General features: G+C 70.1%; 10 protein-coding genes. 6 read left to right on the top strand and 4 right to left on the bottom strand.

The window, feature by feature from the left end; translation table 11 throughout:
• Both OO70_RS18715 and OO70_RS18710 read left to right on the top strand, forming a co-directional pair.
• Nucleotides 1-3,057, top strand: coding sequence for an alpha-mannosidase (locus OO70_RS18715; RefSeq protein ID WP_043671855.1), 3,057 nt, complete (start codon nt 1-3; stop codon nt 3,055-3,057).
• Between the two features lie 91 nt (nt 3,058-3,148).
• On the top strand, nt 3,149-4,399 hold the full coding sequence (locus OO70_RS18710) for an alpha-L-fucosidase (RefSeq protein ID WP_199827338.1): 1,251 nt from the start codon (nt 3,149-3,151) through the stop codon (nt 4,397-4,399).
• A 99-nt stretch (nt 4,400-4,498) separates the two neighbouring features.
• On the opposite strand, the gene OO70_RS18705 is transcribed toward OO70_RS18710, so the two are convergent.
• Complete coding sequence (locus OO70_RS18705) at nt 4,499-6,178, bottom strand: carbohydrate binding domain-containing protein (RefSeq protein ID WP_043671852.1); 1,680 nt, start codon at nt 6,176-6,178, stop codon at nt 4,499-4,501.
• A gap of 150 nt (nt 6,179-6,328) precedes the next feature.
• On the bottom strand, nt 6,329-7,489 hold the full coding sequence (locus OO70_RS18700) for an ATP-grasp domain-containing protein (protein WP_043671849.1): 1,161 nt from the start codon (nt 7,487-7,489) through the stop codon (nt 6,329-6,331).
• Between the two features lie 304 nt (nt 7,490-7,793).
• On the opposite strand from OO70_RS18700, the gene OO70_RS18695 reads away from it, so the two are divergent.
• Both OO70_RS18695 and OO70_RS18690 read left to right on the top strand, forming a co-directional pair.
• Nucleotides 7,794-8,702: a metallophosphoesterase family protein gene (locus tag OO70_RS18695; protein WP_043671846.1), complete on the top strand. Its 909-nt coding sequence runs from the start codon at nt 7,794-7,796 to the stop codon at nt 8,700-8,702.
• A complete protein-coding gene (locus tag OO70_RS18690; protein ID WP_043671843.1) occupies nt 8,650-9,330 on the top strand; it encodes a 4'-phosphopantetheinyl transferase family protein in 681 nt (226 codons plus the stop codon). Before OO70_RS18695 ends, OO70_RS18690 begins: the two co-directional genes overlap by 53 nt.
• A 6-nt stretch (nt 9,331-9,336) precedes the next feature.
• On the opposite strand, the gene OO70_RS18685 is transcribed toward OO70_RS18690, so the two are convergent.
• The gene (locus tag OO70_RS18685; RefSeq protein WP_043671840.1) at nt 9,337-9,564 is read right to left on the bottom strand and encodes a hypothetical protein; all 228 of its coding nucleotides are present in this window, start codon (nt 9,562-9,564) and stop codon (nt 9,337-9,339) included.
• 218 nt (nt 9,565-9,782) lie between these two features.
• Here OO70_RS18685 and OO70_RS18680 point away from each other — a divergent pair, with 218 nt between their 5' ends.
• The gene (locus OO70_RS18680; RefSeq protein ID WP_043671837.1) at nt 9,783-10,808 is read left to right on the top strand and encodes an alpha/beta fold hydrolase; all 1,026 of its coding nucleotides are present in this window, start codon (nt 9,783-9,785) and stop codon (nt 10,806-10,808) included.
• A gap of 32 nt (nt 10,809-10,840) precedes the next feature.
• Here the strand turns inward: OO70_RS18680 and OO70_RS18675 are convergent, their stop codons facing one another.
• The gene (locus OO70_RS18675) at nt 10,841-11,497 is read right to left on the bottom strand and encodes a helix-turn-helix domain-containing protein (protein ID WP_043671834.1); all 657 of its coding nucleotides are present in this window, start codon (nt 11,495-11,497) and stop codon (nt 10,841-10,843) included.
• A 224-nt stretch (nt 11,498-11,721) separates the two neighbouring features.
• Here OO70_RS18675 and OO70_RS18670 point away from each other — a divergent pair, with 224 nt between their 5' ends.
• On the top strand, nt 11,722-12,384 hold the full coding sequence (locus tag OO70_RS18670; protein WP_043671831.1) for an MmyB family transcriptional regulator: 663 nt from the start codon (nt 11,722-11,724) through the stop codon (nt 12,382-12,384).
• Nucleotides 12,385-12,479: the final 95 nt, after the last annotated feature.

The following is a 12,479-nucleotide window of genomic DNA, read 5'->3' as shown; positions in this document are numbered from 1 at the left end:
ATGCACGACGAACGCAGCCGGATCGAGGAGCGCGTCCAGCGCGCCCATGACCAGCGCATCAAGCCCGCGATCTACGCGGCCACCGCGCCCTTCACGGTCGAGGCCTGGCAGGCACCCGGTGAGCCCGTCCCCTTCGAGGAGGCCGCGGCGGCGCCGTACGCGCCGTTCGCGATGGACACGCCGTGGGGTCCGCCCTGGGGCACCACCTGGTTCCGGATGCACGGACAGGTGCCCGCGGAGTGGGCCGGGAAGCGCGTCGAGGCCGTCATCGACCTCGGGTTCGTGGGTGACTGGCCGGGGAACCAGGCCGAGGCCCTGGTCCACCTCGCGGACGGGACCCCGCTGAAGGCGGTGAACCCGCTCAACCAGTACGTGGCGATCGCCAACCCGGCGACGGGCGGCGAGGTGATCGACTACCTGGTCGAAGCGGCCTCCAACCCCGACATCCTCGCCAACAACTTCTCCGAGCCGACCCCGCTCGGCGATGTACTGACGGCGGGCGACCGTCCACTGTATACATTCCGCCGCGCCGACCTCGCCGTCCTCGACGAGGAGGTCTTCCACCTCGACCTCGACGTCCAGGTGCTGCGCGAACTGATGCTGGAACTGGGCGAGCACGACCCGCGCCGGCACGAGATCATGCACGCCCTGGACCGGGCCATGGACCTGCTGGACCTGGACGACGTCTCCGGTACGGCCGCCGACGTACGGGCCGCGCTCAAGCCTGTGCTGTCCAAGCCGGCCAACGCCAGCGCGCACATCGTCTCCGGTGTCGGGCACGCGCACATCGACTCGGCGTGGCTCTGGCCGATCCGCGAGACCAAGCGCAAGACGTCCCGCACCTTCTCGAACGTGACCTCGCTCGCCGACGAGTACGAGGACTTCATCTTCGCCTGCTCGCAGGCCCAGCAGTACGAGTGGGTGCGCGACAACTACCCGCAGGTGTGGGCCCGCATCCAGGAGTCCGTCAAGCGCGGCCAGTGGGCGCCGGTCGGCGGCATGTGGGTCGAGTCCGACGGCAACCTGCCCGGCGGCGAGGCCATCGCCCGCCAACTCGTGCACGGCAAGCGGTTCTTCATCGAGCACTTCGGCGTCGAGACCAAGGGCGTCTGGCTGCCCGACTCCTTCGGCTACAACGCGGCCTACCCGCAGCTCGCCAAGCTCGCCGGCAACGAGTGGTTCCTCACCCAGAAGATCTCCTGGAACCAGACCAACAAGTTCCCCCACCACACCTTCTGGTGGGAGGGCATCGACGGCACCCGCATCTTCACCCACTTCCCGCCGGTCGACACCTACAACGCCCGCTTCAGCGGCGAGGAGATGTCCCGCGCGGTCCGCAACTACCAGGAGAAGGGCAACGCCACCCGCTCGTTGGCCCCGTTCGGCTGGGGCGACGGCGGCGGCGGCCCCACCCGCGAGATCATGGAACGGGCGCGCAGGCTCGCCGACTTGGAGGGCTCGCCCAAGGTCGTCGTCGAGCACCCCGACGAGTTCTTCGCCAAGGCCCGCGCCGAGTACCCCGACGCCCCTGTCTGGGTCGGCGAGCTCTACCTCGAACTCCACCGCGCCACCTACACCTCCCAGGCCCGCACCAAGCAGGGCAACCGGCGCAGCGAACACAAGCTCCGCGAGGCCGAGTTGTGGGCGACCACCGCCGCGCTGCACGCACCGGGCTACGCGTACCCGTACGAGAAGCTGGACCGGTTGTGGAAGACGGTGCTGCTGCACCAGTTCCACGACATCCTGCCGGGCTCCTCGATCGCCTGGGTGCACCGCGAGGCAGAGGCCGAATACGCGCGTGTGGCAACGGAGTTGGAGGAGCTGACGGCGGCTGCCGTGGCCGCGCTCGGCGGTGGCGGTACCCGCGTCTTCAACACCAGCCCCTACGACCGCGCCGAGGTCATCCGCACCGCGACCGGTGTGCCGATGTACGCGACGGTCCCCGCGAACGGCAGTGCCCCGCTGGCCGCCGAGTACGTCCCGCAGGCGGTGACCGTCACCGACCGCGTCCTCGACAACGGCATCGTCCGCGTCGAACTCGCCGACGACGGCACCCTCGCCTCCGTGCGCGACCTGCGCCACGGCGGCCGTGAAGTCCTCGCCGACCAGGGCAACCTGCTGCGCCTGCACGCCGACCTCCCGAACTACTGGGACGCCTGGGACGTCGACAAGCACTACAAGAACCGCTTCACCGACCTCCTGACCGCCGACTCCCTCACGGTCGTCGAGCAGGACCCGCTGCTCGGCGCGATCCGCGTGGAACGGTCCTTCGGCAAGGGCTCGAAGATCGTGCAGACGATCACCGTCCGCGCGGGCAGCGCACGCATCGACTTCGAGACCGACATCGACTGGCACGAGGCCGAGAAGTTCCTCAAGGCCGGCTTCCCGGTCGACATCCGGGCGGCGCACTCCTCCGCCGAGATCCAGTTCGGCCACATCCAGCGGCCCACGCACACCAACACCAGCTGGGAGGCGGCCCGTTTCGAGGTCTCAGGCCACCGCTGGGTGCACCTCGCCGAGCCCGGCTACGGCGTCGCCGTCATCAACGACTCGACGTACGGCCACGACGTCTCCCGCACCGTCCGCGAGGACGGCGGTACGACGACCACGGTCCGCCTCAGCCTGGTGCGCGCCCCGCGCATCCCGGACCCGGGCGCCGACCAGGGTAAGCACCGCATCACCTACTCACTGCTGCCGGGCGCGAGCATCGAGGACGCGGTCGCCGAGGGCTATGCCCTCAACCTCCCGCTGCGCGTGGCCGATTCGGGCGGCGCCCCGGAGCCGGTCGTCTCCGTCGACGGCGACGGCATCACCGTCGAGGCGGTCAAGCTCGCCGACGACGAGTCCGGCGATGTCGTGGTCCGCCTCTACGAGTCGAGCGGCGGCCGCGCCGAGGGCGTGCTGCGCACGGGCTTCCCCCTCGCGGGCGCCGGGATCACCGATCTGCTGGAGCGCCCGCTGGAGGACGCCACCGTCGAGGGTGACTCGGTCGCCGTGAAGCTGCGGCCCTTCCAGATCCTGACGCTCCGTCTGAAGCGGGCGGGCGCGGGCCAGTAGAACCCCGGAGGGCGGGCCCCGGCGGTCGTACGCCGGGGCCCGCCCTCCCTGTTTCCCCCCAATCGACCTTGTACGTGACGGGAGTTCAGCCGTGTCCATGCAACCGTGGTTCACCGACGCCAAGTTGGGGATCTTCGTCCACTGGGGGATCTACGCCGTCGACGGCGTCCAGGAGTCCTGGTCGTTCTATGACGACATCGTGCCGCACGACCAGTACATGTCCCAGCTCGACCGGTTCACCGGCGCGAAGTACGACCCGCGCGCCTGGGCCGACCTGTTCGCCCGGGCCGGCGCCAAGTACGCCGTCCTCACCAGCCGCCACCACGACGGAGTGGCCCTGTGGGACACCGAGTTCGGCGATCTCAACCTCGGCAAGGACTACATCGCCGGCTACGCGGACGCCCTCCGCGAGCAGGGCCTGAAGGTCGGTCTCTACTACTCGCACTCCGACTGGAACCACCCCGACTACGCCTCCACCCGCAAGCCGGGCCGCCCGCCCGAGCAGGAGGACAACCGGTACTCCGAGGTCGCGGCCGAGTTCGAGGACCTCGCCGCCTGGGAGCGGTTCATCGCCTACCGGGACGGCCAGATACGGGAGTTGGCCTCCCGCTACCGGCCCGACCTGATGTGGTTCGACGGCGAGTGGGACCGCAGCGAGGAGCAGTGGCGCATCAAGGAACTCGCCGCGCTCATCCGCTCGTACTCACCGCACGTCGTGTTCAACGCGCGCATGCTCAGCGAGGGCGACTACGCGACACCGGAACAGGGTGCCCCCATCGAACCCCCGAACGGGCCCTGGGAGTTGTGCCTCACCATCAACGACTCGTGGGGATACCAGCACCACGACGACAACCACAAGTCGCTGAGCCAGCTGGTGCGTTACTTCACGGAGACGATCGGCGGGGGAGGCAACCTCCTCCTCGACGTCGGCCCGATGGAGGACGGCACCATCCCGCAGCCGCAGGTCGAGCGCCTCGAAGGCCTGGGGGAGTGGATCCGGAAGCACGCCGACGCCGTGTACGGCACGGTGCGTGGCCTTCCTGCCGGGCACCACTACGGGCCGAGCACCCTCTCCGCCGACGGCCGCACCCTCTACCTGACCCTGTACGACATCCCGCGGTCCGAGATCGGCGTCCGAGGCCTGGTCACCCCGGTCCGCAGGGTCACCGTGCTCGGCACCGGCACCGAACTCGCGCACCGGGTCATCGGCGGGCTGCACGAGGCCGTAGGGGTGCTGTGGATCGAACCGCCCGCCGCGGCCGACCTCGACCCGCACGCCACGGTCCTCGCCGTCGAACTGGACGGGGAGTTGGAGCTGTACCGGGGATCGGGACGTTTCTGACCGGCGGGTGCTGCTGCTGAACTACACACGCAGGAGCGGCTGTTGACGTACCGAGGCGGCCGGCCCACACGGGGGACCGGCCGCCAGGGGTGGGGGTCGTCAGCCGGTGAAACCGGCCGTGATGGACGTGAACTGCCAGGTGTTCTGGCTGATGCCGGAGCAGTTGCTCACCACTCCGCCACCGGCGCACCCGCGGTCACGGTTGACCGACCAGAAGGCGAGCCGGGCGATGTGGTGCGAGTTCGACCAGTCACGGATCTGCGTCCAGATGGCGGGAGTTGTGGTCTCCGACTGGTCCGACAGTCCGTTCATGCCCGAGATGCCGATGTGCGAGTAGGCCGTCGCGTCGTCCCACCCGAACGTGGACTTCAGCTTGGTCTTCAGGCCCTCGGCCGCGGCGACCGTGTTGCCGTACATGTCGGAGCCGCCGCCGAAGTCGAACGGCATGATGGTGAAGACGTCGATGTTGGCGTTGAGGGACTGCGCCTGCTCGATGAGCCGGTTGCCGTAGTACGTCGGGCCGGTCGTCGAGGTGCCGAAGGTGACGATCGTCCGCAGGCCCGGGTTGTTGGCCTTGACGGTCTTCAGCGCGGTCAGGATCTTCGCCTGGACGGCCTCGTTCTCGAACTCGTCCGTGTTCTCGATGTCCATGTCGATCGCCTTGAGGCCGTAGGCGGTGATCACCTTCTGCAGCGCCCCGGCGAGTGCGCTCGCGGAGGAGCAGTTGGCGCCGAGCTTGCTGCCCTGCCAGCCGCCGAACGACGGCACGATGTCACCGCCGGCCGCGCGGATCTGGTTGATGGCGGTCTGGTCGACGCCACCGGTCAGGGCCCGGCTGCCGTCCCAACTCGGCGTGCAGCCACCGGAGTCGAGCACGAACGCCATCGTGAACCACTTGATGCCGGTCGCGCTCATCACCGTGCTCGGGCTCGGGGGATCGCCCCAGCCCTCGTAGAGATAGGGCGCGGCCTGCGTGAACGCGGTGCCGGTGCCGGCGCTCGTCGTGACGCTCACCGCGTTGGAGGCCGCCGAACTGTTCCCGGCCGCGTCGCGCGCCTTCACGGTGAACGTGTAGGCGGTACTGGCCGCGAGCCCGGTGACCGTGCCGCTCGTACCGGAGACGCTGAGGACCTGGTTCGAGCCGCTGTAGATGTCGTACGCCGTGACGCCCACGTTGTCCGTCGAGGCGCCCCACGACAGGGACACGGTCGAGGACGTCTTGGCCGTGGACGTCAGTCCGGTCGGCGCGGTCGGGGCCTGGGTGTCGCCACCGCCGCCACCGCCCGGGCCGTCGAGGCTGATGTCGTCCGCGTAGTAGGTGCCCTGCGCGTACCAGCCGTGGACGTAGATGGTGGCGCTGGTCTGCGAGGCGCCGGTCGTGAACGACGTCGTCAGCTGGCTGTACGCCGACGGGGACGTCGTCCAGGTCGAGTTGCCGCCGGTCACGCCGAGGTAGACGTAGCTTCCGCGCACCCAGCCGCTGAGCGAGTAGGCCGTGTTCGGTTGCACGGCTACCGTCTGGGTGCACTGCGCTGTGTCGCTCGAACTCACCGCGCCCGCAAGGGCCTTGGAGCCTCCGTGGACGGGCGAGGAGACGACCGAGCCGAGGTTCCCGGTGCAGGACCAGGGGGAGAGACTGCCCGACTCGAAGCCGGGGTTGGTCAGGACGTTGGCCGCCTGCGCCGTACCGGGCAGCGCGATGGCCCCGGCCATGGCCAGGGCTGCGGTACCGAGCAGGGCAAGGAGTCGATGTCTGGAACGTCTGAGTGTGTTGCGCACGCGATCTCCCTGAAGGAATGGGGGTGTTCGGGAGTGCAGGAGGGTGCGCAACCAAGTTGGTATGGACCAATCACGGTGTCAAGATGCGGTGCCATGATTGGTCCAGACCGGTATGAAGTTGTGGTGCGGGTCCGGGCGGACCCGAGGAGCCTAGGCGCGGGCCGCTGCCCGGCTGCCCGCCTCCGTCGACTCGGTGTTCTCCGACGCCGCTTCGGCCTCGGCCGGTACCGGTGCGGTGACCGCCGGAAGCAGGGGCTCCGCCTCCTCCGCGCGCTGGTGCGGGAGCGACACGGGACGCAGCTGGCGCGGGCCCGACACCACCGCGTAGTCCGCGCCCAGGAACGGCGGCTCCATCGTGCCCGGGTCCTCACCGAGCGCCAACTGCACTGCCGCCCAAGGGGCGTTGACCCCGCACAGCGACAGCTGGTGCAGACCGCCCGCGGGGCGGGTGTTGACGTCCATCAGCACCGGCTGGTCGCCGAACATGCGGAACTGGATGTTGGACAGGTAGTGCAGCCCGAAGCCCTCGGCGATCCGGCGGGCCGGCTCCAGCCACTGCTCCTGCAGGGTGAAACCGCGGCGGCGGCCGTTCTTCGTGCGGCCCACGGCGAGCCGGACCAGGTTGTCGGGACCGGTCAGGCAGTCCACCGACACCTCCGGCTCCTCCAGGCGCGGCATGACCAACCAGTCGACCTGCTCGTCGGCCTGCTCCAGCGCCGTGACGACCGTGTCGAGCGGGACGTAGGGGCTCGGGAAGCCGTTGAGGTGCATGAGGGAGAAGGGGGCGCGCGTGATCACGCGGAAGCCCACCCCGCCCGCTCCGGACGCCGGCTTGAAGCACGCCTTGTGACCGGCGGCCTCCAACTCCTCGACGGCGGCCACGAGTTCGGGTGCCGTGCGCACACGCCACCACGGCGGTACGGGCACGCCGATGGCCTGGACGGCCTCGTACGCGATCACCTTGTCGTGGAAGACGGCGACGGCCTCGGGGGTCGGCGCCAGCAGCGCCGTACCGACCGCCTCGAAGTCCGCGCGGTGCGCCACGATCTCCGACTGGTGCAGCCGGGGCACGAACACGTCGATGCCACGGCGGGCGCACTGGTCGAGGGCGTACTCGACGTACGCGGCCGGGGACAGGCCCTCGGGCTCCAGGTCGGCGGTGTCGGCGGCGGCCAGTACGGGGGAGTCGGCGTCGCCGTGCGTGGCATGGATCTCGACGGCCCGGTCGCTGGGATTTCTCCGCAGCTGATCCATGAAGAACACGTTCTCCGCGTACGTGCGGTTGAGCCAGACGCGTACGCGAGAGACCATGCAGGGCCGTCCTTTCGGGTTCGCGGGCACGGCGGAGCGAGGCCGTGCCCGGCCAGGGTGTTTGGAGGTACACCAAACCGCCCTCGGCGAAGGGGCGTTCGTGACGGTGGTGTTGGGGCGATCATACGGCTTGCGAAGGGTGCCGCGTGCAACGCCCGTGTTACGGATTTCCCGATGGTGCCCACCCGGCACGTGAACTCCCGCCGCCGCCCCGCCCTGACCGCCGCGTATGCCCCGGCCGTCTTGTCGCGGAACGGCGGCATGTGATCTCGTGGACTCATTCGGGAGCGCGAAGGGGGCGAGGGTGGAGTCGACGGCCGGCGGTGCCGGACAGCTGCTGGCCATCAGCGACCTGCACATCGGGTACGCCGAGAACCGCGCCCTGGTCGAGAACATGCGACCCGTCACGGACGACGACTGGCTGATCGTGGCCGGTGACATCGCCGAGACCGTGGCCGACATCCGCTGGGTCCTCGAACTCCTCGCCGACCGCTTCCGCAAGGTCCTCTGGGCCCCCGGCAACCACGAACTGTGGACCCACCCCAAGGACCCCGTCACCCTGCGCGGCGTCGCCCGCTACGACCACCTCGTCGCCCTGTGCCGGGAGCTGGGCGTCCTCACACCCGAGGACCCGTACCCCGTCTGGGAGGGCCCCGGCGGCCCCGTCGTCGTGGCCCCGCTCTTCCTGCTCTACGACTACTCGTTCCTGCCGGCCGGCTGCGCCACCAAGGACGAGGGACTGACGTACGCGCACGGCACCGGCATCGTCTGCAACGACGAGTTCCTGCTGCACCCCGACCCCTACCCCAGCCGCGAGGCCTGGTGCCGGGCCCGGGTCGCCGAGACCGAGCGCAGGCTCACCGAGATCCCCGACACCCTGCCCACGGTCCTGATCAACCACTACCCCCTGGACCGGCACCCCACCGAGGTCCTGTGGTACCCCGAGTTCGCCATGTGGTGCGGCACCGTGCTGACCGCCGACTGGCACCGCAGATTCCGCGTGGACACCATGGTCTACGGCCATCTCCACATCCCGCGGACCACCCACCACGAGGGGGTCCGCTTCGAAGAGGTGTCCGTGGGATACCCCCGCGAGTGGCAGAAGCGCCCGGAACCCCCGGGCAGACTGCGCCGCATTCTGCCGATGGAGGTCGGAACCGGTGATCGAGGAGCTGCTTCCGGACTCCGTGGTGACCGTGGAGACACACGGTGACGAGGGGCTCGCCGACGCCCCGCTGTACCCCGAGGAAGAGGCCCGCGTGGCCCGCGCGGTGCCCAAGCGGCGCCGCGAGTTCACCGCCGTACGGGCCTGCGCCCGGCGTGCCATGGAGAAGCTCGGCGTGCCCCCGCAGCCGATCCTGCCCGGCGCCCACGGTGCGCCGACCTGGCCCGCCGGCGTCATCGGCAGCATGACCCACTGCGACGGCTACTGCGCCGCCGCGCTGGCCCGCACCACCGACCTCGCCTCGCTCGGCATCGACGCCGAACCGCACGCGCCGCTCCCGGACGGCGTCCTCCCCTCCGTCTCCCTGCCCGCCGAACGGGAACGCCTGGCACGCCTCGCGGCCGAGCGGCCCGCCGTCCACTGGGACCGGCTCCTGTTCAGCGCCAAGGAGTCCGTCTACAAGGCGTGGTTCCCCCTCACGGGCAAGTGGCTGGACTTCTCGGAAGCGGACATCGAGCTCTTCGCGGACCCCGGGGAAGAAGCGCGCGGAGGCCTGCGCGCCCGCCTCCTCGTCCCCGGACCTGTGGTCGACGGCGAACGCGTCGACGTCTTCGAGGGACGCTGGACCGTGGCGCGGGGTCTGGTCGCGACGGCGATCACGGTCCCGCATTCCTGAACCCCCTCACCCCTCCGGGCACCAGCTCTGCAGCAACCCGAAGAACTCCTCCTCGTTGCCCGCGAGCCCGGCGTCCGTCAACGCCTGGTCCGCCTCGGCCAGTACCGAGGGTGGGACGAGGACAGGTCGAGCGGCGCCCGGAGGGCCGTCGAAGGCTGCTCGGACCGTGTGCAGCAGCCGTAGATAGGCCTGGACGGCGGCGCGTTCGCGGTCGGTCATCACTGCGGTCTGCATAGGACGGCTCTCCCCTGGTCGGCTTCATGCGCCCCCGCACGGCGGTGGCACGACTCCAGCTTGCCGGGTGCCACTGACAATCCCGTTTCCCTACGCCTTGGTTAGCCCGCTTAGCGGAGGCGAAACGTCACGGAAATCCCCGGTAGGAAGGCGGCCCTACGCTGGGGGGAAGGGCTTTCGGCCGCCCGAGGGCGGCCAGGTGAACGGGAGGCGAGTGCGTGGAGGACGTCCCGGCACGGCGCCCGGCGCGCGCCGCACGACTGCGCTCGGTGGGCGACGGCGAACTCGAGCTGCAGTACCGCGTCGTGCACGGATACCGCCGTGCCTTCCGCATGGCCGGCAAGGGCCCGGCACTGGTCCTCATCCACGGCATCGGCGACTCCTCCGCCACCTGGACGGACCTGATTCCCGACCTCGCCCGCACCCACACGGTGATCGCCCCCGACCTCCTGGGCCACGGCGCCTCCGACAAGCCGCGCGCCGACTACTCGGTCGCCGCCTACGCGAACGGCGTGCGCGATCTGCTCACCACCCTCGGCATCGAGTCCGCGACCCTGCTCGGGCACTCGCTGGGCGGGGGAGTGGCGATGCAGTTCGCCTACCAGTTCCCCGAGCGCACCGAACGGCTCATCCTCGTCAGCGCCGGCGGCGTGGGCCGCGAGGTCAACCCCGTGCTACGGCTCATCACGCTTCCGGGTTCCCATCTCGCCCTGTCCGCACTGCGGTTGCCCGGCATGCGTCTCCAAGTCGGCCTCACCGTGGGGCTGATGCGACTCCTCGACACCGACCTCGGCCAGGACGCCCCCGAACTCCTCACCCTCGTCGACGCGTTGCCCGACGAGACCGCCCGCAACGCCTTCATCCGCACCCTGCGCGCGGTCGTCGACTGGCGCGGCCAGGTGGTGACCATGCTCGACCGCTGCTATCTGACCGAGGGCATGCCGACCATGCTGCTGTGGGGCGACCGGGACAGCGTGGTACCGGTACGGCACGCGTACGGCGCCCACGAGGCGATGCCGGGAAGCCGGCTGGAGATCTTCGAAGGCGCCGGACACTTCCCGTTCCACACCGACCCGGCCCGATTCCTCTCCCTGGTCGCGGAGTTCACCGGCACCACGACTCCGGCCCACTGGAGCCGTGAACACTGGCGCGACCTCCTGTGCGAGGGCAACCCGGGTGCCACGGCCCACAGTGCGGCGGTGGAACGGGACTTGAGGGAGGCGAGCGAACGCAGCGCCACCTGACGCTCCGTCAATCCTCGGCTCCGCGGCCAGGATCACGCCTCGGGGCGCTTGACGCTCTCCAGGAGCATGTCCAGCCACTCGGCGACCTTGTCCCGGTGCTGGTCGGTGGGCAACTGCGCGGCGCGCCAGGCGATTCCGCGTACGCCGTGGTCCTGGAGCAGCCGCTCCAGCGGGTCCTCCACGGCCTCGGCCGCCGCCCGTTCGCGGTCGGCGAGCTTCTGCAGCAGTTCCTGCTCGGTGCGTTGGAGCGCTCCCGCGAGGGCCTCGGGGTCCTCGGCCGTGAGGAACCCGGCGTGCACACGGAAGAAGCGCTGGAGGGCGTCGCAGTGCTCCATGGTGGGACGCCGGTCGCCGTTGATGAGCGCGCCCGCCTGCTGACGCGACATGCCGCCGCCGTCGGCGATCTCCTGCTGGGTGTACTTGCGCCCGTTGGGCTTGAGTCTGGTGCGGCGCAGCAGGCCGAGGCGCTGCAGGAACCGGGCCTGCACATCGGGCTCGCCCGCGGGACGGCCGCTCAACAGGGCTCTGACCACGGACTCCGGGACGCCGCTGGCCACGGAGAGCCGCCCCACGTGGAAGACGTCGGCCTGCGGAACGTCGAGCCGCTCGGCGAGCGCGGTGACGCGGTCGACGACGGCGGGCAGCGCAGTGTTCGCCGTCGCACCCGGTACCTCGAAGCCATCCGACACCGACAGATCTCCTACGTCTCTCACAGGCTTCTCACAAACGGGGGGCCGTGAACATCCCGGAGAGTAGCGGTTCGCTCGAACTCGCATCCAGGTCTCGCCACAACTGTGGCCAATTTCAGCCGTCAACAAGCATGAAATGCCACGATAGTTGACACGGCTCGCGTCGGGGCAGCAGGATCAAGGCGCCGCGAGAAGGCCGCATAGGCAAGAGGGGTGACCTCCCGATGGCGTATCAGGCAGGTGGGCAGCGGTCAGCACCGCGGCCCGTCCCCGAGAGTCCCGAGGCCCAGGCGTATCTGCTGGACTACGCAACGCTGTTGGAGGCCGTCCCCTTCCCCTCCGTCGTCATGGACCATCGCTGGGACGTGGTGTTGACCAACGGCGCGTTCAAGTCACTTTTCCGGGCGGTCGGCCCGCATCCGACGGCCATGCCGGGCGACAACTTCCTTCGCTTCGTTCTCTTCCACCCCGACGCGAGCACCGTTCTCGGTGAGCACGAGTCGCGTTGGTGCCTGCCGATGCTTGCCCACTTCGCCTCCGCCGTGGAGAGCCGCGGTCACGACCACGGCCTGCAGGCGATCCGCCGTGACATCGCCCAGGACCCGATCATGGAGGCCGCCTACCGGCAGGGCCTGCCGCACTGGATCCGCGCGGTCGGCGAGGAGGCTGTCGAGCACGACGGCGCGGTCCGCCCCCTCCTGCACCCCGACCCGCGCTGGGGCGCCACGGACTGTCGTGTCGTCGGCGAGACCCCCAAGACCCTTGAGAACATGGGCTATACGCGCCTGACACTGGTCCTCCGTGAGGCCCGCCGCATCCCGCCGGCCAGGGCTCGCCGGGTGGGACGCGGTGCCGGGCATCTGAGGGTGGTCCCCGCGGCCGAGTGAGTGTCGGCTCCGCCTCGGCCACCTCAACTCGGCGCGCCTGTCAGCGAGGTCGGTCAGCGCTCCGCCTCGACTACCTCAATTCGGCTCGCAGATAG

It is taken from the genome of Streptomyces xylophagus, assembly GCF_000716435.1.
In the GTDB taxonomy this organism is placed as follows: Bacteria; Actinomycetota; Actinomycetes; order Streptomycetales; family Streptomycetaceae; genus Streptomyces; species Streptomyces xylophagus.
The sequence above is the reverse complement of the archived record's forward strand: the minus strand, read 5'-3'. Positions and strand labels throughout refer to the sequence as shown.

Excerpts from the sequence above, each read along its gene's own strand:
- OO70_RS18715 (WP_043671855.1), top strand. The coding sequence starts at position 1 with ATGCACGACGAACGCAGCCGGATCGAGGAGCGCGTCCAGCGCGCCCAT.
- OO70_RS18700 (WP_043671849.1), bottom strand. The coding sequence starts at position 7,489 with ATGGTCTCTCGCGTACGCGTCTGGCTCAACCGCACGTACGCGGAGAAC.
- OO70_RS18685 (WP_043671840.1), bottom strand. The coding sequence starts at position 9,564 with ATGCAGACCGCAGTGATGACCGACCGCGAACGCGCCGCCGTCCAGGCC.
- OO70_RS18670 (WP_043671831.1), top strand. The coding sequence starts at position 11,722 with ATGGCGTATCAGGCAGGTGGGCAGCGGTCAGCACCGCGGCCCGTCCCC.